At 63.6% G+C, this 16,731-nt stretch carries 29 protein-coding genes; all 29 read left to right on the top strand.

The genetic code is table 11. From position 1 onward, the window contains the following. Positions 1-518: 518 nt before the first annotated feature. Complete coding sequence (gene rpsJ / locus B1991_RS12935; protein WP_007082173.1) at positions 519-830, top strand: 30S ribosomal protein S10; 312 nt, start codon at positions 519-521, stop codon at positions 828-830. 20 nt (positions 831-850) lie between these two features. Further along, a complete protein-coding gene (gene rplC, locus B1991_RS12930; RefSeq protein WP_136259093.1) occupies positions 851-1,492 on the top strand; it encodes a 50S ribosomal protein L3 in 642 nt (213 codons plus the stop codon). Positions 1,493-1,503: 11 nt separating this feature from the next. Next, the gene (gene rplD / locus B1991_RS12925) at positions 1,504-2,106 is read left to right on the top strand and encodes a 50S ribosomal protein L4 (protein WP_136259092.1); all 603 of its coding nucleotides are present in this window, start codon (positions 1,504-1,506) and stop codon (positions 2,104-2,106) included. After that, positions 2,103-2,396 (top strand): 50S ribosomal protein L23, encoded by a 294-nt coding sequence (gene rplW / locus B1991_RS12920; RefSeq protein WP_136259091.1) that lies wholly within the window; start codon positions 2,103-2,105, stop codon positions 2,394-2,396. The genes rplD and rplW overlap by 4 nt, the downstream gene beginning before the upstream one ends. Before the next feature lie 17 nt (positions 2,397-2,413). Continuing rightward, positions 2,414-3,238 (top strand): 50S ribosomal protein L2, encoded by an 825-nt coding sequence (rplB, locus tag B1991_RS12915; RefSeq protein WP_136259090.1) that lies wholly within the window; start codon positions 2,414-2,416, stop codon positions 3,236-3,238. A 12-nt stretch (positions 3,239-3,250) separates the two neighbouring features. Beyond that, positions 3,251-3,523: a 30S ribosomal protein S19 gene (rpsS, locus tag B1991_RS12910; RefSeq protein ID WP_108473256.1), complete on the top strand. Its 273-nt coding sequence runs from the start codon at positions 3,251-3,253 to the stop codon at positions 3,521-3,523. Further along, positions 3,523-3,858: a 50S ribosomal protein L22 gene (gene rplV / locus B1991_RS12905; RefSeq protein WP_007082179.1), complete on the top strand. Its 336-nt coding sequence runs from the start codon at positions 3,523-3,525 to the stop codon at positions 3,856-3,858. The genes rpsS and rplV overlap by 1 nt, the downstream gene beginning before the upstream one ends. Positions 3,859-3,873: 15 nt before the next feature. Then, the gene (gene rpsC / locus B1991_RS12900) at positions 3,874-4,626 is read left to right on the top strand and encodes a 30S ribosomal protein S3 (protein ID WP_136259089.1); all 753 of its coding nucleotides are present in this window, start codon (positions 3,874-3,876) and stop codon (positions 4,624-4,626) included. 12 nt (positions 4,627-4,638) lie between these two features. After that, on the top strand, positions 4,639-5,052 hold the full coding sequence (gene rplP / locus B1991_RS12895) for a 50S ribosomal protein L16 (protein WP_136259088.1): 414 nt from the start codon (positions 4,639-4,641) through the stop codon (positions 5,050-5,052). Further along, positions 5,052-5,237 carry a 50S ribosomal protein L29 gene (gene rpmC / locus B1991_RS12890; protein ID WP_136259087.1) on the top strand — a complete coding sequence of 62 codons (186 nt, stop codon included), beginning with the start codon at positions 5,052-5,054 and terminating at the stop codon, positions 5,235-5,237. The genes rplP and rpmC overlap by 1 nt, the downstream gene beginning before the upstream one ends. A gap of 12 nt (positions 5,238-5,249) precedes the next feature. Beyond that, positions 5,250-5,510 carry a 30S ribosomal protein S17 gene (gene rpsQ / locus B1991_RS12885; RefSeq protein WP_136259086.1) on the top strand — a complete coding sequence of 87 codons (261 nt, stop codon included), beginning with the start codon at positions 5,250-5,252 and terminating at the stop codon, positions 5,508-5,510. 13 nt (positions 5,511-5,523) lie between these two features. Continuing rightward, positions 5,524-5,892, top strand: coding sequence for a 50S ribosomal protein L14 (rplN, locus tag B1991_RS12880; RefSeq protein WP_136259085.1), 369 nt, complete (start codon positions 5,524-5,526; stop codon positions 5,890-5,892). Positions 5,893-5,907: 15 nt separating this feature from the next. Continuing rightward, positions 5,908-6,222 carry a 50S ribosomal protein L24 gene (rplX, locus tag B1991_RS12875; RefSeq protein WP_136259084.1) on the top strand — a complete coding sequence of 105 codons (315 nt, stop codon included), beginning with the start codon at positions 5,908-5,910 and terminating at the stop codon, positions 6,220-6,222. A gap of 8 nt (positions 6,223-6,230) precedes the next feature. Continuing rightward, on the top strand, positions 6,231-6,773 hold the full coding sequence (gene rplE, locus B1991_RS12870; protein ID WP_210772131.1) for a 50S ribosomal protein L5: 543 nt from the start codon (positions 6,231-6,233) through the stop codon (positions 6,771-6,773). A 63-nt stretch (positions 6,774-6,836) separates the two neighbouring features. Beyond that, the gene (rpsN, locus tag B1991_RS12865; RefSeq protein WP_136259082.1) at positions 6,837-7,142 is read left to right on the top strand and encodes a 30S ribosomal protein S14; all 306 of its coding nucleotides are present in this window, start codon (positions 6,837-6,839) and stop codon (positions 7,140-7,142) included. Positions 7,143-7,366: 224 nt separating this feature from the next. After that, on the top strand, positions 7,367-7,762 hold the full coding sequence (rpsH, locus tag B1991_RS12860) for a 30S ribosomal protein S8 (RefSeq protein WP_136259081.1): 396 nt from the start codon (positions 7,367-7,369) through the stop codon (positions 7,760-7,762). An 11-nt stretch (positions 7,763-7,773) separates the two neighbouring features. After that, positions 7,774-8,301 carry a 50S ribosomal protein L6 gene (gene rplF / locus B1991_RS12855; RefSeq protein WP_136259080.1) on the top strand — a complete coding sequence of 176 codons (528 nt, stop codon included), beginning with the start codon at positions 7,774-7,776 and terminating at the stop codon, positions 8,299-8,301. A 102-nt stretch (positions 8,302-8,403) separates the two neighbouring features. Further along, positions 8,404-8,757: a 50S ribosomal protein L18 gene (gene rplR / locus B1991_RS12850; RefSeq protein ID WP_136259079.1), complete on the top strand. Its 354-nt coding sequence runs from the start codon at positions 8,404-8,406 to the stop codon at positions 8,755-8,757. A 151-nt stretch (positions 8,758-8,908) separates the two neighbouring features. Further along, the gene (gene rpsE / locus B1991_RS12845; protein WP_136259078.1) at positions 8,909-9,418 is read left to right on the top strand and encodes a 30S ribosomal protein S5; all 510 of its coding nucleotides are present in this window, start codon (positions 8,909-8,911) and stop codon (positions 9,416-9,418) included. Then, entirely contained in the window at positions 9,411-9,608 is a 198-nt protein-coding gene (gene rpmD, locus B1991_RS12840; RefSeq protein WP_136259077.1) for a 50S ribosomal protein L30, read from the top strand. The genes rpsE and rpmD overlap by 8 nt, the downstream gene beginning before the upstream one ends. Next, complete coding sequence (gene rplO, locus B1991_RS12835) at positions 9,608-10,045, top strand: 50S ribosomal protein L15 (protein WP_210772130.1); 438 nt, start codon at positions 9,608-9,610, stop codon at positions 10,043-10,045. Before rpmD ends, rplO begins: the two co-directional genes overlap by 1 nt. 4 nt (positions 10,046-10,049) lie before the next feature. Then, on the top strand, positions 10,050-11,372 hold the full coding sequence (gene secY, locus B1991_RS12830) for a preprotein translocase subunit SecY (RefSeq protein ID WP_136259075.1): 1,323 nt from the start codon (positions 10,050-10,052) through the stop codon (positions 11,370-11,372). A 126-nt stretch (positions 11,373-11,498) separates the two neighbouring features. Continuing rightward, on the top strand, positions 11,499-11,855 hold the full coding sequence (gene rpsM / locus B1991_RS12825) for a 30S ribosomal protein S13 (protein ID WP_136259074.1): 357 nt from the start codon (positions 11,499-11,501) through the stop codon (positions 11,853-11,855). A gap of 90 nt (positions 11,856-11,945) precedes the next feature. Continuing rightward, positions 11,946-12,332: a 30S ribosomal protein S11 gene (rpsK, locus tag B1991_RS12820; RefSeq protein WP_007513384.1), complete on the top strand. Its 387-nt coding sequence runs from the start codon at positions 11,946-11,948 to the stop codon at positions 12,330-12,332. A 67-nt stretch (positions 12,333-12,399) separates the two neighbouring features. Further along, positions 12,400-13,026: a 30S ribosomal protein S4 gene (rpsD, locus tag B1991_RS12815; RefSeq protein ID WP_136259073.1), complete on the top strand. Its 627-nt coding sequence runs from the start codon at positions 12,400-12,402 to the stop codon at positions 13,024-13,026. A gap of 16 nt (positions 13,027-13,042) precedes the next feature. Beyond that, positions 13,043-14,041 (top strand): DNA-directed RNA polymerase subunit alpha, encoded by a 999-nt coding sequence (locus B1991_RS12810; RefSeq protein WP_136259072.1) that lies wholly within the window; start codon positions 13,043-13,045, stop codon positions 14,039-14,041. Between the two features lie 209 nt (positions 14,042-14,250). Further along, a complete protein-coding gene (rplQ, locus tag B1991_RS12805; RefSeq protein WP_136259071.1) occupies positions 14,251-14,634 on the top strand; it encodes a 50S ribosomal protein L17 in 384 nt (127 codons plus the stop codon). 176 nt (positions 14,635-14,810) lie between these two features. Then, the gene (locus B1991_RS12800) at positions 14,811-15,314 is read left to right on the top strand and encodes a disulfide bond formation protein B (protein ID WP_136259070.1); all 504 of its coding nucleotides are present in this window, start codon (positions 14,811-14,813) and stop codon (positions 15,312-15,314) included. Further along, positions 15,311-16,720: a class II 3-deoxy-7-phosphoheptulonate synthase gene (locus B1991_RS12795; RefSeq protein WP_210772129.1), complete on the top strand. Its 1,410-nt coding sequence runs from the start codon at positions 15,311-15,313 to the stop codon at positions 16,718-16,720. The genes B1991_RS12800 and B1991_RS12795 overlap by 4 nt, the downstream gene beginning before the upstream one ends. The last annotated feature ends 11 nt before the right edge of the window (positions 16,721-16,731 follow it).

Here is a 16,731-nt window from a genome sequence, read left to right as displayed (position 1 = left end):
GTGGCCAAGGTCATCAAGTAATAGCTCTTGTGAGAAGTCCGGCATGGATGCCGGTTTGATCTTTGCCATCAGGGAGGATGGCTGAAGTAAAGGTCACCGGGCGAACGGAGCCGCACGCTGCCGGGATAACTCCCGCCGTTGAGCCGGAACAAGTCAAGGGCGATGTTGTTACGTACCCCTTCACTAATCCCGGATTTGCCGGTATACTTCGCAGCTCACTTGTCGGACAGATGTATTTCTGGACGACCAACCGCGAAATGAGGCGCAGGACGTGCTTCGAGTTCGCTGGCCGTGGATCGGCCTTCGCAAGTCGACGTGATCGCGGGGTTAGCCCTGTTGGCACGTCGTTTTGCGCGAGATTCGGATTGTGCCAGGCGAGCGGATCGATGCTCGCCTGGTGTTTTTCAAAGGGGCTGCCGGATCGTTGAAGGCCCCGGACAAGTGGCAAAAGGGCAGTGCGGCGTGGTGAGAAGCCACTCCGGCATCACAGAACGTTCTTTCGACAACAGGACACGGTTATGGCGAACCAGAAGATTCGCATTCGGCTGAAGGCATACGATCATCGACTGATCGACCGCTCCGCCAGCGAAATCGTCGAGACGGCTAAGCGCACGGGTGCCACGGTACTCGGCCCGATCCCGCTCCCGACCAAGATCGAGCGTTACACCATTCTGACGTCGCCGCACGTCGACAAGGATGCACGCGACCAGTACGAGACCCGTACGCACAAGCGTGTACTCGACATCGTCGACCCGAACGACAAGACCGTGGACGCGCTCATGAAGCTTGATCTCGCCGCTGGCGTCGATGTTCAGATCAAGCTCGGTTGAGCGACAGACAGGATACGAAGATGAGTATCGGATTGGTTGGCCGCAAATGCGGCATGAGCCGACTCTTCACTGAAGACGGCCGCTCGATTCCGGTGACGCTGATTGAAGCGACGCCGAACCGCGTGACCCAGGTGAAGACGGACGACAACGATGGCTACAGTGCCGTCCAGGTTTCCGCGGGCAGCAAGCGCGCGAACCTGCTGACGCAGCCGCTGAAGGGTCATTACGCGAAGGCCAAGGTCGAGCCGGGCCGTGGTTTGTGGGAATTCCGCGTGGCTGCCGAGGATCTCGGCAAGTACGAAGTGGGCGCCGAGATCAAGGCGGACGACGTGTTCTCCGTCGGCCAGATCGTCGATGTCGCCGGCGTGTCGAAGGGCAAGGGCTTCCAGGGCACGATCAAGCGCTGGAACTTCAAGATGGGTGACGCCACCCACGGCAACTCGCTGTCGCACCGCGCGCCGGGCTCGATCGGTCAGCGCCAGACGCCGGGTCGCGTGTTCCCCGGCAAGAAGATGGCCGGCCAGATGGGTAACGTGAATCGTACCCAGCAGGGCCTGGAAGTGGTCAAGGTCGACGCCGAGCGTCACCTCATCGCGGTGAAGGGTGCGGTACCGGGCGCCACCGGTGGCGACGTCATCATCCGCCCGACGACCAAGAGCTGAGGAGAGACACCATGGAACTCAATGTCATTGGTGCCAAGCCGCTCAGCGTGTCGGACGACGTGTTCGGCGGCGAGTACAAGAAGGCCCTGGTTCACCAGGTCGTGGTTGCCTACCAGGCCGCCGGCCGCGCCGGTACCAAGGCGCAGCTGTCGCGCGGCGAGATGTCCGGCACCACCAAGAAGTTCAAGAAGCAGAAGGGCGGCGGTGCCCGCCACGGTGACTACCGCGCCCCGATCTTCGTCGGTGGTGGTGTCACGTTCGCCGCCAAGCCGCGCAGCTACGAGCAGAAGGTCAACCGCAAGGCCTACCGTGTGGCGATCCGCTCGATCTTTTCCGAGCTGGTCCGCCAGGGTCGCCTGAAGGTGGTTGAGAGCTTCGGCATCGAAGCACCCAAGACCAAGGCGATGGTTGCCAAGCTCGCCGAGCTTGGGGTGTCCGGTCGCGTGTTGCTGGTGTCCGAGGACGCCTCCGAGTCCGTGTTCCTGGCCGCGCGCAACATTCCCTACATCCACGTGCTGGATGTGATGGGCCTGAACCCCGTCAGTCTCGTCGGCTCCGACCACGTGGTGGTCACGGTCGACGCGGTGAAGAAGATCGAGGAGTGGCTGGCATGAGCAACGAACGCATTCTCGACACGCTGCGTGCGCCGCATATCTCCGAGAAGTCGGCGCGCCTCGCCGAGCACAACCAGTATGTGTTCCTGGTCGCCCCCGCGGCGACCAAGGCCGATGTCCGTGATGCGGTGGAGAAGCTGTTCGACGTCAAGGTCGAGCAGGTGAACCTCGTCAACGTCAAGGGCAAGGTCAAGTCCTTCCGTTTCCGCGCTGGCAATCGCCAGGGCAAGCGCAAGGCCTACGTGCGTCTTGCCGATGGCCAAGCCATCGACGTATCCGCCAAGGCCTGAGCCAGGAGTTCTGTGAAATGGCACTAATCAACCACAAGCCGACCTCGCCGGGCCGTCGCGACGCCGTCAGCGTCCGCACGGAAGGCCTGTACAAGGGCGCGCCCTATGCGCCGTTGACCGAGGCGCAGTCCCGCACCGGTGGCCGCAATCACCATGGCCGGATCACCACCCGTCATCGTGGCGGCGGTCACAAGCAGCATTACCGCATCATCGATTTCAAGCGCGACAAGGAAGGCATCGCCGCCCGCGTCGAGCGCATCGAGTACGATCCCAACCGCACCGCGCACATCGCGCTGCTGTGCTACGCCGACGGCGAGCGTCGTTACATCATCGCGCCGAAGGGCGTGCAGGTGGACGACCGCCTGGTGTCGGGCCGCGAGGCACCGATCAAGGCCGGCAACTGCCTGCAGCTGCGCAACATCCCGATGGGCAGCACGATCCACTGCGTGGAGCTGCGCCCCGGCAAGGGCGCGCAGATCGCCCGCAGCGCCGGCGCCTCGGTGCAGCTGGTCGCCCGCGAGTCCGGTTACGCCACGTTGCGCCTTCGCTCCGGCGAGATGCGCCGCGTCTCCGTCGATTGCCGCGCCACCATCGGCGAAGTCGGCAACGGCGAGCACAGCCTGAAGAAGCTGGGCAAGGCCGGTGCCAAGCGCTGGGTAGGCATTCGCCCGACCGTTCGCGGCGTGGTGATGAACCCGGTTGACCATCCGCACGGCGGTGGTGAAGGCAAGACCTCTGGCGGTCGTCATCCGGTCAGCCCGTGGGGCACGCCGGCCAAGGGCTACAAGACCCGCAACAACAAGCGCACGCAGCAGTTCATCGTGCGTCGTCGTACCAAGTAACAGGAAGCCGACATGCCTCGTTCTTTGAAGAAAGGTCCCTTCGTCGACCTTCACCTCGCGAAGAAGGTGGAAGCTGCGGTTTCCGCCAACAACAAGCGCCCGATCAAGACCTGGTCGCGCCGCTCGATGATCCTGCCGGAAATGGTCGGCTTGACCATCGCCATCCACAACGGCCGTCAGCACGTGCCCGTCCTGATCAACGAGAACATGGTCGGGCACAAGCTCGGCGAGTTCGCGGTGACACGCACGTTCAAAGGCCATGTCGGCGACAAGAAGGGCAAGTGATGAGCACTGAAGCCAAAGCGATCCTGCGCGGCGCCCGCATTTCGGCGCAAAAGGCACGCCTGGTGGCCGACCTCGTCCGCGGGCTTCCCGTGGGCCGGGCCAGCGACGTGCTCACCTACACCAACAAGAAGGCTGCGCACCTGGTTCGCAAGGTGCTGCTGTCGGCCGTCGCCAATGCCGAGAACAATCTCGGCGCCGACGTCGACGAGTTGAAGGTGTCAAGCATCTTCGTCGACGAAGGTCCGGCGATGAAGCGCATGTATGCCCGTGCCAAGGGCCGCGGTTCGCGCATCCTGAAACGTACCAGCCACATCACTGTGGTTGTCGGCAACTGACTGAGGATATAGACGATGGGTCATAAAGTTCATCCCACCGGTATCCGCCTCGGCATTGCCAAGGACTGGAACGCGAAGTGGTTCGCCAACAAGGGCGATTACGCCAAGTATCTCGTGGCCGACATCAAGGTCCGCGACATGCTGAAGAAGAAGCTGGCCGCCGCCGGCATCTCGAAGATCCAGATCGAGCGCCCGGCCAAGACCGCGCGCGTGACGATCCACACCGCCCGTCCGGGCGTGGTGATCGGCAAGAAGGGCGAGGACATCGAGAAGCTGCGCAAGGAAGTCAGCGACATGATGGGCGTCCCGACGCACATCAACGTCAACGAGGTGCGCAAGCCGGAGCTGGACGCGCAGTTGGTGGCCGAGTCGATCGCGCAGCAGCTGGAACGCCGCATCATGTTCCGCCGCGCGATGAAGCGCTCGGTCGGCAATGCGATGCGCCTGGGCGCGCTGGGCATCAAGATCAACGTCTCCGGTCGCCTGAACGGCGCCGAGATCGCCCGCTCCGAGTGGAGTCGCGAAGGTCGCGTGCCGCTGCATACGCTGCGCGCCGATATCGACTACGGTTTCGCCGAGGCGAGCACCACCTACGGCATCATCGGCATCAAGGTCTGGGTGTACAAGGGCGAGATCTTCGATCTGGCCGCCGCCAGCCAGGAGTCGAAGGACGAACCGTCGCCGTCGCGCCGTGAAGGTGGCGAAGGCCGTCGTAATGATTCGCGTCGCGAGGCCGGTGAAGGCCGTCGCGAGCGGTCTGCGAAGTAAGGGAGAGTTGCCATGTTGCAACCCAAGCGAACCAAATACCGCAAGCAGTTCAAAGGCCGCAACGACGGTCTGGCCCAGTGCTCCAACCTCGTCAGTTTCGGCGAGTACGGCCTGAAGGCGACCACGCATGGCGCGCTCACCGCGCGCCAGATCGAGGCGGCCCGTCGTTGCATCACCCGCTTCGTCAAGCGCGGCGGCAAGCTGTGGATCCGCGTGTTCCCGGACAAGCCGATCACCAAGAAGCCGATCGAAGTGCGCATGGGCGCGGGCAAGGGCGGCGTCGAGTTCTGGGTCGCTCCGATCCAGCCTGGCCGCATGCTGTATGAAATCGAGGGCGTCGACGAGACGACGGCACGCGAGGCGTTCCGCCTGGCTGCCGCCAAGCTCTCGGTGCAGACCCAGTTTGTGACACGGGCGGTGATGTGATGGCCAGCAAAGATATCAACAACCAGTCGGCCGACGAGCTGAACCAGCATCTGCTGGACCTGCGCAAGGAGCAGTTCAACCTGCGCATGCAGAAGGGTTCCGGCCAGCTCACCCAGCCGCACCAGCTTCGCCGCGTTCGGCGTGACATCGCCCGCACGAAATTCGTGCTCGGCAGCAAGAAGTAAGGGACGGCCGAGATGAGCGAGAACCAGAAGAAGGCACGCACCCTCGAGGGTCGCGTCACCAGCAACAAGATGGACAAGACGGTCACCGTCCTGGTCGAGCGCCAGGAGCAGCATTGGCTGCTGGGCAAGACCATCCGTCGGTCGACCAAGCTGCATGCGCAGGATGACCTCGGTGCAAACGAGGGTGATCTCGTGCGCATTGCCGAGTGCCGTCCGTTGTCCAAGACCAAACATCACCGCGTGGTTGAAATCATCACGCGCGCCAACGTCTGAGGAGGGTGCAGCCATGATCCAGATGCAAAGCACGCTTTCCGCAGCGGACAACAGCGGTGCCAAGGAAGTGATATGCATCAAGGTGCTCGGCGGCTCCAAGCGCCGGTACGCCTCGATCGGTGACGTGATCAAGGTCACCGTGAAGGATGCCATTCCCCGCGGCAAGGTGAAGAAGGGCGAGGTGTACAACGCCGTGGTGGTCCGTACCGCCAAGGGCGTGCGCCGTCCCGACGGCTCGCTGATCCGTTTCGACGGCAATGCAGCGGTCCTCCTCAACAACAAGCTCGAGCCGATCGGTACCCGTATCTTCGGGCCGGTTACCCGCGAGTTGCGCAACGAGAAGTTCATGAAGATCGTCTCGCTCGCGCCCGAAGTGCTCTGAAGCGGAGTCAAGACAATGAACCGTATCCGCAAGGGTGATCAGGTCCTGGTGATCACCGGCAAGAACAAGGGTCAGCGCGGCGACGTGCTGCGTGTTGCAGGCGATCGCGTATTCGTCTCCAACGTGAATCTGGTCAAGCGTCACACCAAGCCGAACCCGCAGGCCAACCAGGCTGGCGGCATCGTCGAGCGTGAAGCCTCGATCCATCTCTCCAATGTGCAGCTGTTCAACCCCGCCACGAACAAGGGTGAACGCGTCGGTTCCAAAACGCTCGCTGATGGGCGCAAGGTCCGCGTGTTCCGTTCGAATGGCGAGGTCGTGGACGCGTAAGGAACACGATCATGACGCGCCTTGAAAAATTCTACAAAGACCAGGTAATCGGCAAGCTCACCGAGCAGTTCGGCTACCAGAACGTGATGCAGGTTCCCCGCATCACCAAGATCACGCTGAACATGGGCGTGGGCGAAGCGGCGGGCAACAAGAAAGTGCTCGAGAACGCCGTGGCCGACATGGCCAAGATCGCCGGCCAGAAGCCGATCACCACGAAGGCCCGGGTTTCGGTGGCTTCGTTCAAGATCCGCGATGGCTGGCCGATCGGCTGCAAGGTCACTCTGCGCCGTGCGCAGATGTGGGAGTTCCTTGATCGCCTGATCAACATCTCGCTGCCGCGCGTGCGCGACTTCCGCGGTGTCTCGGCCAAGGCGTTCGACGGTCGTGGCAACTACAACTTCGGCATCAAGGAACAGATCATCTTCCCGGAGATCGATTTCGACCAGGTCGATGCGTTGCGCGGCATGGATATCTCCATCACCACGACGGCGCAGACCGACAACGAGGCGAAGGCCCTGTTGACGGCCTTCAGCTTCCCGTTCCGGAACTGAGCGATCATCCTTGATGAACCTGGCCATTCGTGGCCGGACTCTTTGAAAGAGCAGCGATAAATTATGGCCAAGAAATCAATGGTGAACCGCGACGTCAAGCGGGCCAAGCTGATCCAGAAGTACGCCGGCAAGCGCGCCGAGCTGAAAGCGATCGTGCTCAACCCGGCGGCTTCGTACGACGAGAAGATGGAAGCGCAGGCGAGCCTGCAGAAGCTTCCGCGCGATGCCAGCCCGGTGCGCGTGCGTACGCGTTGCGCCCTGACCGGTCGCCCGCGCGCCGTGTATGCGAAGTTCGGCCTGGGGCGCAACAAGCTGCGCGAAGCCACCATGCGCGGCGACGTGCCGGGCCTGCGCAAGGCCAGCTGGTAATCCACAACCTGCAGAATCGGCGCGCCGGCTGTTCCGGCGCACCGATTCGACCGGTGGCGCCGCATGCTGCCGGTGGATGCGACTAACGCATCCGATGTTCGCCAAAACCCGAAATTGCTGCTATAGTCGGCGGTCTGCGCAACGCAGGCTGGCTTCTTTGCCGGCTCACAATCTGATTGATTTCCGGTTTTATCGGATATCGGTGCACTCTGAAGGATGTTTTCATGAGCATGACTGATCCCATCGCCGATCTGTTCACGCGCGTCCGCAATGCCCAGGCTACGGGCAAGCCGGTCGTGCGTATGCCGTCGTCGAAACTGAAGGTGGCCATCGCCAACCTTCTCAAGAACGAGGGCTACATCCTCGACGCCAAGACTTCCGTCGAGGAAGGCAAGCCGGTGCTCGAGATCAAGCTCAAGTATTTCGACGGCCAGCCCGCCATCGAGAACATTTCCCGGGTCAGCCGTTCCGGCCTGCGCGTTTACCGCGGCAAGGACGAGCTGCCGAAGGTCCTCGGCGGCCTGGGCATTTCGATCATCTCGACTTCCGCTGGTCTGTTGACCGATGCGCAGGCCCGCGCCAAGGGCCTGGGCGGCGAAGTCATCGGCCAAGTGGCATAAGGAGTCTTGCAATGTCACGTGTAGCCAAACAACCCATTTCCCTGCCGAAGGGCGTCGAGCTGACGACCGCTGGAGGCAACATCTCGGTGAAGGGCCCGAAGGGCACCTTGTCCGTGCATCAGCTGCCGGGCGTCACGGTCGCCATCGACGGCGGCGTGGCGAATATCACGCTGGGCGAAGGCGTGGACGACAAGTTCGGCGGTACGGCGCGTGCGCTGATCGCCAACATGGTCACCGGCGTCTCGCAGGGTTACGAGCGCAAGCTTGAGCTGGTTGGCGTCGGTTATCGCGCCGCCATGCAGGGCAAGGCCCTGAGCCTCAGTCTGGGCTTCTCCCATCCGGTGGTGTTCGATGCGCCAGAGGGCATCAGCATCGAGACGCCGACCCAGACCGAAGTGCTGATCAAGGGCACCGACAAGCAGGTCGTCGGCCAGGTCGCAGCCAAGATTCGCGGCTTCCGCCCACCCGAACCCTACAAGGGCAAGGGCGTGCGCTATGCCGGCGAGAAGATCACCCTGAAGGAAGCCAAGAAGGCGTAAGTGCGCTGTCCCTGCGCGTAGAGACTGGCCATCCATGGCCAGACTTTTCACAAAGAGCAGATGACAGCCCATCAAGCCGATCCGCTTTCGAGGAATTGAGAGATGAACAAGAACGAAAATCGCCTGCGTCGCGCCAAGTCCACCCGCAGCCACATCCGCAAGCTGGGCGTGGCTCGCCTGTCGGTGCATCGCACCGGGCAACACCTGTATGCGCAGGTGTTCGATGCCTCCGGCAAGAACGTGGTGGCAGCTGCCTCCACCGTGCAGAAGTCGGTCGCCGAAGGCCTGAAGGGCACCAAGAACCTGGCTGCCGCCGCGGCGGTGGGCAAGGCCGTGGCCGAGCGCGCGAAGGCTGCAGGCGTGGAATCGGTGGCGTTCGACCGCTCCGGTTTCCGCTATCACGGCCGCATCAAGGCGCTGGCCGAGGCCGCCCGCGAAGCTGGCTTGAAGTTCTGAGGAGCCGGGGCACGGAGTTCAGGCTGCGGAGTCGAAAGAATCCGCCACGCGAATCCCGGGTCCCGTCTGCCGCATCCCGGCAACACCAACAACTACAAGCGGCCAAGCCGCAAGCAAAAGTCCCGGATGGTCCGGGCACACGGAATAGAACATGTCTTCTAACGATCGCGAAAATTCGGACGGCCTGCTCGAGAAGCTGATTGCCGTCAACCGGGTGGCCAAGACCGTCAAGGGCGGCCGCCAGATGAGCTTCACCGCACTGACCGTGGTCGGTGACGGCGAGGGCAAGGTCGGCTTCGGCTATGGCAAGGCGCGTGAAGTGCCGGTGGCCATTTCCAAGGCGATGGAGCGTGCCCGTCGCCAGATGGTCAACATCGAACTGAACAACGGCACCCTCTGGTACGCCATCAAGGCGAACCACGGTGCGGCCCGCGTCTACATGCAGCCGGCTTCCGAAGGTACCGGCGTGATCGCCGGCGGCGCCATGCGTGCGGTGCTGGAAGTGGTCGGCGTCAAGAACGTGCTGGCCAAGGCCGTCGGTTCGCGCAATCCGATCAACCTGGTGCGCGCCACCATCAAGGGTCTGCAGGCGGTTGCCTCGCCCAAGAAGATCGCCGCCAAGCGGGGCAAGAGTCTGGAAGAGGTGCTGGGCAATGGCTAAGAAGAACGAATCCGCTGCTACCGTGCGCGTGCGCCTGGTCAAGGGCCTGCGCGGCGTGCAGGCGCGCCATCGCCTCAGCGTCAAGGCGTTGGGTCTGGGCAAGGTCAACGACGTGCGCGAGCTGAAGGACAGCCCGCAGGTGCGTGGGCTGATCAACACGGTCTACTACCTGGTCCGGGTCGAGGAGTAATCATCATGCGTCTGAATGACATCAAGCCGACCGCCGGTTCCCGCAAGACCCGCCTGCGCGTGGGTCGCGGCATCGGTTCGGGCCTGGGCAAGACGGCCGGTCGCGGCCACAAGGGCCAGCACGCCCGCGCGGGCGGCACCCACAAGTTCGGTTTCGAAGGCGGCCAGATGCCGCTGAACCGGCGGTTGCCGAAGATCGGTTTCCGCTCGAAGCTGAAGGCGCAGAGCCAGGAAGTGTTCCTGTACCAGCTGGCCAACCTCAAGGGCGACGTGATCGACGTGGTGGCGCTGCATCAGGCTGGCCTGATCGACAGCCGCGCCAAGAAGGTCAAGGTGGTGCTGAAGGGCGAGATCGGTCGCGCGGTGAAGTTGTCCGGTCTGCTGGCCACGGCGGGCGCGAAGGCGGCCATCGAGGCAGCCGGCGGAAGCGTGGAGTAAGACGGTGGCCGTAGCCAAGGGCAACGCACTGGGCAAACTCGGCAAGCTGACGGAGCTGCGTCAGCGCATCCTGTTCGTGGTGGGTGCGCTGATGGTATTCCGTCTCGGCTCGTTCATTCCGGTCCCGGGCGTCAACCCGGAGGCGATGACGAACCTGGTCAACGGCAATGGCCTGATGGACATGTTCAACATGTTCTCGGGCGGAGCGCTGGAGCGGTTCTCGGTCTTCGCGCTCGGCGTGATCCCGTACATCTCGGCCTCGATCGTGTTCCAGATGATGGGCGCGGTGGTGCCGAGTCTGCAGGCCCTGCGCAAGGAGGGCGAGGCCGGCAAGCGCAAGATGACGGCTTATACCCGTTACGCGACGGTGTTGCTGGCGGGGTTCCAGTCCTTCGGCATCGCGGTGGCCCTGCAGGGTCAGGTGGCCGCAGGAGGCGCTCCGGTGGTGTATACGCCGGGCTTCGGCTTCATATTTTCGTCCGTGGTCGGCCTGACCGCCGGCACCATGTTCCTGATGTGGCTGGGCGAACAGATGACCGAGCGCGGTATCGGCAACGGCATCTCGCTGCTGATCTTCGCCGGTATCGTGGCCGGCTTGCCCGGCGCGGTGGTGCACACGCTGGGCATGGCCAACAACGGCGAGTTGTCGCTGCTCATGCTGCTGGTGGTGTTCGGTCTGGTGCTGGCCGTGACCGCCTTCGTGGTGTTCGTGGAACGCGCCCAGCGGCGCATCACGGTGAACTACGCACGGCGCTCAGGCGGGCAGAAGGCATACCAGAACCAGAGCTCCAGCCTGCCGTTGAAGATCAACATGTCGGGCGTGATCCCGCCGATCTTCGCGTCGAGCTTGCTGATGTTCCCGGCCACCGCGGTGAGCTGGTTCAGCACGGGCCATCAGTCGCGTTGGCTGCAGGATCTGACGCAGTCGTTGAGCCCCGGCAACCCGTTGTATGAAATCACTTTTTCCGTGCTGGTGATCGGTTTTGCGTTCTTCTACACGGCGATTGTGTTCAACGCGGAAGAGACGGCGGACAATCTGAAGCGCTCGGGCGCCCTGATTCCCGGCATTCGCCCGGGCAAGGCCACGGGCAGCTACATCGACGCGGTGATGACACGCCTGACGGCGGTTGGTGCGATCTACCTGGTGCTGGTCTGCCTGGTGCCGTCGTTCATGCAGCAGGCGTGGCACGTACCGTTCTATTTCGGCGGCACGTCGCTGCTGATCGTGGTGGTGGTGGTGATGGACTTCACGGCGCAGATCCAGGCGCATCTGGTCAGTCACCAGTACGAGAGTCTGCTCAAGAAGGCCAATCTCCGCCGCAGTTGAGGCAGCGGGAAGAGGCTCAAGGTCGGAGAGTTGCGGTGCCTCGGCGCCGCAGGGCTTTCCTGTTCGGGTAATTCAGGTTAAAATTGCGCGTTTACCGCGCACGAAACGCATTCGGAGAGAGTACTCATGGCGCGCATTGCGGGTGTCAATTTGCCGGTCCAGAAGCACGTCTGGGTAGGTCTGCAGAGCATTTACGGTATCGGCCGCAGCCGCGCCAAGCAGGTTTGCGTGGACGCGGGCGTGGTCCCGACCACCCAGATCAAGTCGCTGAGCGAAGGCGAAGTGGAAAAGATCCGCCTGGAAATCGCCAAGTACACCGTCGAAGGCGATCTGCGCCGCGAGGTGGGCATGGCGATCAAGCGGCTGATGGACCTGGGCTGCTATCGCGGCCTGCGTCATCGTCGCGGCCTGCCGGTGCGCGGGCAGCGCACCCGTACCAACGCGCGTACCCGCAAGGGCCCGCGTCGCGCAATCAAGAAGTGATTGCCTCTGGATTTGTGCGGTCGTCCGTGACCGCGAAGATCAAAAAAGCGGCCATCCGTGGCCGCACTCATCGAGAAGAGCCTTCAAACCATGGCTAAGCCGGTCAAGACCAAGAAGAAGATCAAGCGCGTTGTCACGGATGCCGTGGCCCACGTGCAGGCCTCCTTCAACAACACCATCGTTACCATCACCGATCGCCAGGGCAATGCCCTGTCGTGGGCGACTGCCGGCGGTGCCGGTTTCCGCGGTTCGCGCAAGTCCACCCCGTTCGCTGCGCAGGTCGCCGCCGAGAAGGCTGGCCGCGCCGCTGGCGACTACGGCGTGAAGACGGTGGAAGTGCGCATCAAGGGCCCCGGCCCGGGTCGCGAGTCGGCGGTGCGTTCGCTGAATGCGCTGGGCTACAAGGTGCTCAACATCATCGACGTCACGCCGATCCCGCACAACGGCTGCCGTCCCCCCAAGAAGCGGCGTGTCTGAGGGCGGTCGTTTTCGATCGCGAGAATCAAGCACCGGCCGCGGCCGGACTATCTGAAAGAGAAGAAACATGGCCCGTTATCGTGGAGCTACCTGCAAACTCGCCCGGCGCGAAGGTGCGGATCTCAGCCTGAAGAGCCCGGCGCGCGCGCTGGATTCCAAGTGCAAACTGGAAAACAAGCCCGGCCAGCATGGCGCGAACAAGCGCATGCGCATGTCCGACTACGCCGTCCAGCTGCGTGAGAAGCAGAAGGTCAAGCGCATCTACGGCGTGCTCGAGCGCCAGTTCAGCAACTACTACACCAAGGCGACCACGCTCAAGGGCAATACCGGCGAGAACCTGCTGCGCCTGCTCGAGAGCCGCCTGGACAATGTCGTGTTCCGCATGGGCTTCGCGGTCACCCGCGCCCAGGCCCGCCAGCTGGTCGCCCACAAGGCGGTGCTGGTCAATGGCAAGAAGGTGAACATTCCTTCCTACCAGGTGCGCCCGGGCGACGCGATCGCGCTGACCGAGAAGGCGCGCAGCCAGCTGCGCGTGCAGGAAGCGGCCACCGTGTTCGACACCATGGACCTGCGTCCGGTCTGGGTCGAAGTGGATTCCAAGAAGTTCGAAGGCACGTTCAAGTCGGTGCCGGATCGCGGCGACCTGCCGTCCGACATCAATGAAGCATTGATCATCGAGCTTTACTCGAAGTAATTAACCGGAGCTCTGCATGGCAGTTTCGTCAACTAGTGTGCTGCGGCCGCGTGGCCTCAGCGTCGAACAGCTCGGAGCCAACCGCGCCAAGGTGGTGGTCGAGCCGCTCGAGCGTGGCTTTGGCCATACCCTGGGCAACGCGCTGCGCCGCGTGCTGCTCTCCTCGATCCCTGGCAGCGCCATCGTCGAGGTTGAAATCGATGGCGTGCTGCACGAGTACACCACCCTGGAAGGCCTGCAGGAGGACGTGATCGAAGTCCTGCTCAACCTCAAGGACGTGGCGATTCGTCAGCATTCGGGCGATGAAGTGATGCTGACCTTGTCCAAGAAGGGCAAGGGCGTGGTGACCGCCGGCGACATCGTGGTCGACCACACGGTGGAGATCGTCAACCCCGAACACGTCCTGTGCCACCTGACCAAGGACATCGCGCTCAACATGCGCCTGAAGGTGCGTCGCGGCGTCGGCTACCAGCCGGCCAGCGCGCGCCAGCATCCGGACGACGAAGCGCGCCCGATCGGCCGCCTGCAGCTGGATGCCTCGTTCGCTCCCGTGTTGCGGGTGGCCTACGAAGTGGACGCTGCGCGCGTCGAGCAGCGCACCAACCTGGACAAGCTGGTGCTGGACGTCGAGACCAACGGCACCATCGACGCCGAGGAAGCGGTGCGCAAGGCGGCGGAGATCATCAACGACCAGCTGTCGGTGTTCGGTGATTTCTCGCGTCGCGAGAGCGCCACGGACAAGGCCGAGAAGAGCGGTTTCGAGCCGCTGCTGCTGCGTCCGATCGACGATCTGGAGCTGACCGTGCGTTCGGCGAACTGCCTGAAGGCCGAGAGCATCTACTACATCGGCGACCTGGTGCAGAAGACCGAGGTCGAGCTGCTGAAGACGCCGAACCTCGGCAAGAAGTCGCTGACCGAAATCAAGGATGTCCTGGGCGGGCGCAGCCTGTCGCTGGGCACCAAGCTTGAGAACTGGCCGCCGCCGGGGTTGTCGCACGGCATGCAGCTGGGTTGATGGTTGTATTCGTGCGATCTCCTTGATCGCCGCAGCAGCAAGACATCGGTCAAGGTGCGTATCGCGCCTTGACCGAGCGCCAAAGGCGGCCATCCACGGCCGCACTCTTCACAAGAGCCTGCTCCGAAGGGGCTCACACAAGCGGGTAACCGCGGGAAGCCGGACGCAGGTGCCGGCTTTTCATAACAACAGACCAGAGAGTATTTGCCATGCGCCACCAGAAATCCGGACGCAAGCTCAACCGCACCAGCAGCCACCGCGAGGCGATGTTCAAGAACATGGCCTCGTCGCTGTTCAAGCATGAGCTGATCCGCACCACCCTGCCGAAGGCGAAGGAACTTCGCCGCGTCGCCGAACCGCTGATCACGCTGGCCAAGACCGACGGCGTCGCCAACCGCCGCCTCGCTTTCTCGCGCCTGCGCGACAAGGAAGCGGTGGGCAAGCTGTTCGTCGAGCTGGGCCCGCGTTACAAGGAGCGTCCCGGCGGTTACCTGCGCATCCTCAAGTGCGGCTTCCGCGACGGCGACAATGCGCCGATGGCTTATGTCGAACTGGTGGGGCGCCCGCAGGTCGAGTCCGTCGACGCGGAATGAGGTGCCGGCCGGACGACTTGATAGTCGCCCGCAGCGTCACGCAAACCCGGCCTCGTGCCGGGTTTTGCTTTTTCTGATCCGGCACCGGTCCGTCTTCGCGGTTGCTGCAGCATCGCGTGCTGACAGCGCTGCGCCGAACGGGTAATGTCATATTCCCGCAACGCAACAAAACCCTTATGAATCCATTGCGCTGGTCGTACCGTTTCAGCTTCGCTGTCGGCTTCCTGGTGTGCGCCGCCCTGATGGGCTTCGCGCTGTACGCCGAATATGTCTGGGAGATGACGCCTTGCCCGCTGTGCATCTTCCAGCGCGTCGGCTTCATCGTGATGGGCGTGTTCTTCCTGCTCGGCGCGTTGCATGCGCCGCGGGGCGGCGTGCGCTGGATCTATGCCGCGGGCGTCTGGCTCGGTGCGGCGTTCGGCATCGTGGTGGCGGGGCGGCACCTGTGGATCCAGTCGCTGCCCGCCGACCAGATTCCGTCCTGCGGGCCGCCGCTGGATTACATGTTCAGCGCGTTCCCGTTCGCCAAGGTGCTGAGGATGGTCTTCACCGGTTCCGGCGAATGCGCCACGGTCGAACCGATTCTCGGCCTGCCGATGCCGGCGTGGACCTTGCTGTGGTTCGTGCTGCTCGCCGCGCTGACGGTGGTGGCGGTGCGGCGCAAGGCCTCGCGCGCATGAACAAGCGGCATGATTCCGGTGTCCGCGCCGTGGCCGCCCATGTGACCGATGCGGCCGGTGCCGATACGGCGCCGTGGACGCCGGGCTCCTGGCAGCGTCGCCCGGCCCTGCAGCAGCCGATCTACGACGATCCGATCGAGCTGGCCAGGGCGGGTGCGCACCTGGCCGAGTTGCCGCCGCTGGTCACCTCGTGGGAGGTGCTCGCGCTCAAGGATGCGGTGGCCGAGGCGCAGGAAGGAAAACGCTTCCTGCTGCAGGGCGGCGATTGCGCGGAAAGCTTTGCCGACTGCACCAGTCCGGTGATTTCCAACCGGCTGAAGGTGCTGCTGCAGATGAGCCTGGTGCTGGTGCATGGACTGAAGAAGCCGGTGCTGCGCGTCGGCCGCTTCGCCGGGCAATACGCCAAGCCGCGTTCGGCGGACAACGAGGTCCGCGACGGCGTGAGCCTGCCGAGCTTCCGCGGTGACGTGGTCAACAGTCAGGAGTTCACCGCCACTGCACGGCGACCCGATCCGCAGCGGCTCATCCAGGCGCATGCGCATTCCGCCCTGACGATGAATTTCGTGCGCGCATTGATCGACGGTGGTTTCGCCGATCTGCGTCATCCGGAGTACTGGGATCTGGCCTGGGTCGAGCATTCCCCGTTGGCTGCGGAATACCGGAAGATGGTCGCCGGGATCAGCGACTCGCTGCATTTCATGGAAACGCTGGCAGGGCCCATCGCCAGCTTCTCCAAGGTGGATTTCTTCACCTCGCACGAGGCGCTGCTGCTGCACTACGAACAGGCCCTGACCCGCCAGGTGCCGCGCAATCCGGGCTGGTTCAACCTGTCCACGCATTTCCCGTGGATCGGCATGCGCACCGCTGCACTGGATGGCGCGCACGTGGAGTATTTCCGAGGCATCCGCAATCCGGTCGCGGTCAAGATCGGTCCCTCGGTGACCGCCGATCAGCTGCTGCCCCTGATCGACGTGCTCGATCCCCATGCCGAGCCGGGCCGGCTGACCCTGATCCACCGGATGGGTCAGGCGAAGATCGCCGATGCGCTGCCGCCGCTGCTGGAAGCGGTCAAGCGCGAAGGTCGGCGCGTGCTGTGGGTGGCTGACCCCATGCACGGCAATACCGAGGGCACCTCGAACGGGCACAAGACGCGCCGCTTCGACAACATCCGCGGTGAACTCGACCAGGCCTTCGACATCCATGCCGCCGCCGGCACGCGGCTGGGCGGCGTGCACCTGGAGCTGACCGGCGAGGACGTGACCGAGTGCATCGGTGGCGCGCGCGATCTCAAGGAGGGCGACCTGGATCGCGCCTACAAGTCGATGGTCGATCCGCGCCTGAATTACGAGCAGTCGCTGGAGCTGGCGATGCTGATCGTGCGCAAGTCGACCGGCGGGGCGGGCTGACGCATTACATG

The sequence above is a fragment of the Rhodanobacter lindaniclasticus genome (genome assembly GCF_004799035.1).
Taxonomy (GTDB): Bacteria; Pseudomonadota; Gammaproteobacteria; order Xanthomonadales; family Rhodanobacteraceae; genus Rhodanobacter; species Rhodanobacter lindaniclasticus.
Note: the sequence above shows the minus strand (reverse complement) of the source record. Positions and strands in the feature narration are given on the sequence as shown.

What these genes read in the sequence shown, in the direction of transcription:
- rplF (WP_136259080.1), top strand. Translation starts at nt 7,774, where the DNA reads ATGTCACGTGTAGCCAAACAACCCATTTCCCTGCCGAAGGGCGTCGAG.
- rplR (WP_136259079.1), top strand. Translation starts at nt 8,404, where the DNA reads ATGAACAAGAACGAAAATCGCCTGCGTCGCGCCAAGTCCACCCGCAGC.
- rplD (WP_136259092.1), top strand. Translation starts at nt 1,504, where the DNA reads ATGGAACTCAATGTCATTGGTGCCAAGCCGCTCAGCGTGTCGGACGAC.
- rplP (WP_136259088.1), top strand. Translation starts at nt 4,639, where the DNA reads ATGTTGCAACCCAAGCGAACCAAATACCGCAAGCAGTTCAAAGGCCGC.
- rpsQ (WP_136259086.1), top strand. Translation starts at nt 5,250, where the DNA reads ATGAGCGAGAACCAGAAGAAGGCACGCACCCTCGAGGGTCGCGTCACC.
- rpsN (WP_136259082.1), top strand. Translation starts at nt 6,837, where the DNA reads ATGGCCAAGAAATCAATGGTGAACCGCGACGTCAAGCGGGCCAAGCTG.
- B1991_RS12810 (WP_136259072.1), top strand. Translation starts at nt 13,043, where the DNA reads ATGGCAGTTTCGTCAACTAGTGTGCTGCGGCCGCGTGGCCTCAGCGTC.
- rplX (WP_136259084.1), top strand. Translation starts at nt 5,908, where the DNA reads ATGAACCGTATCCGCAAGGGTGATCAGGTCCTGGTGATCACCGGCAAG.
- rpsD (WP_136259073.1), top strand. Translation starts at nt 12,400, where the DNA reads ATGGCCCGTTATCGTGGAGCTACCTGCAAACTCGCCCGGCGCGAAGGT.
- B1991_RS12795 (WP_210772129.1), top strand. Translation starts at nt 15,311, where the DNA reads ATGAACAAGCGGCATGATTCCGGTGTCCGCGCCGTGGCCGCCCATGTG.
- rplN (WP_136259085.1), top strand. Translation starts at nt 5,524, where the DNA reads ATGATCCAGATGCAAAGCACGCTTTCCGCAGCGGACAACAGCGGTGCC.
- rpmD (WP_136259077.1), top strand. Translation starts at nt 9,411, where the DNA reads ATGGCTAAGAAGAACGAATCCGCTGCTACCGTGCGCGTGCGCCTGGTC.
- rpsS (WP_108473256.1), top strand. Translation starts at nt 3,251, where the DNA reads ATGCCTCGTTCTTTGAAGAAAGGTCCCTTCGTCGACCTTCACCTCGCG.
- rpsH (WP_136259081.1), top strand. Translation starts at nt 7,367, where the DNA reads ATGAGCATGACTGATCCCATCGCCGATCTGTTCACGCGCGTCCGCAAT.
- rplV (WP_007082179.1), top strand. Translation starts at nt 3,523, where the DNA reads ATGAGCACTGAAGCCAAAGCGATCCTGCGCGGCGCCCGCATTTCGGCG.
- B1991_RS12800 (WP_136259070.1), top strand. Translation starts at nt 14,811, where the DNA reads ATGAATCCATTGCGCTGGTCGTACCGTTTCAGCTTCGCTGTCGGCTTC.
- rplB (WP_136259090.1), top strand. Translation starts at nt 2,414, where the DNA reads ATGGCACTAATCAACCACAAGCCGACCTCGCCGGGCCGTCGCGACGCC.
- rplW (WP_136259091.1), top strand. Translation starts at nt 2,103, where the DNA reads ATGAGCAACGAACGCATTCTCGACACGCTGCGTGCGCCGCATATCTCC.
- rpsE (WP_136259078.1), top strand. Translation starts at nt 8,909, where the DNA reads ATGTCTTCTAACGATCGCGAAAATTCGGACGGCCTGCTCGAGAAGCTG.
- rpsK (WP_007513384.1), top strand. Translation starts at nt 11,946, where the DNA reads ATGGCTAAGCCGGTCAAGACCAAGAAGAAGATCAAGCGCGTTGTCACG.
- rplC (WP_136259093.1), top strand. Translation starts at nt 851, where the DNA reads ATGAGTATCGGATTGGTTGGCCGCAAATGCGGCATGAGCCGACTCTTC.
- rpsM (WP_136259074.1), top strand. Translation starts at nt 11,499, where the DNA reads ATGGCGCGCATTGCGGGTGTCAATTTGCCGGTCCAGAAGCACGTCTGG.
- rpsC (WP_136259089.1), top strand. Translation starts at nt 3,874, where the DNA reads ATGGGTCATAAAGTTCATCCCACCGGTATCCGCCTCGGCATTGCCAAG.
- rpsJ (WP_007082173.1), top strand. Translation starts at nt 519, where the DNA reads ATGGCGAACCAGAAGATTCGCATTCGGCTGAAGGCATACGATCATCGA.
- rpmC (WP_136259087.1), top strand. Translation starts at nt 5,052, where the DNA reads ATGGCCAGCAAAGATATCAACAACCAGTCGGCCGACGAGCTGAACCAG.
- rplQ (WP_136259071.1), top strand. Translation starts at nt 14,251, where the DNA reads ATGCGCCACCAGAAATCCGGACGCAAGCTCAACCGCACCAGCAGCCAC.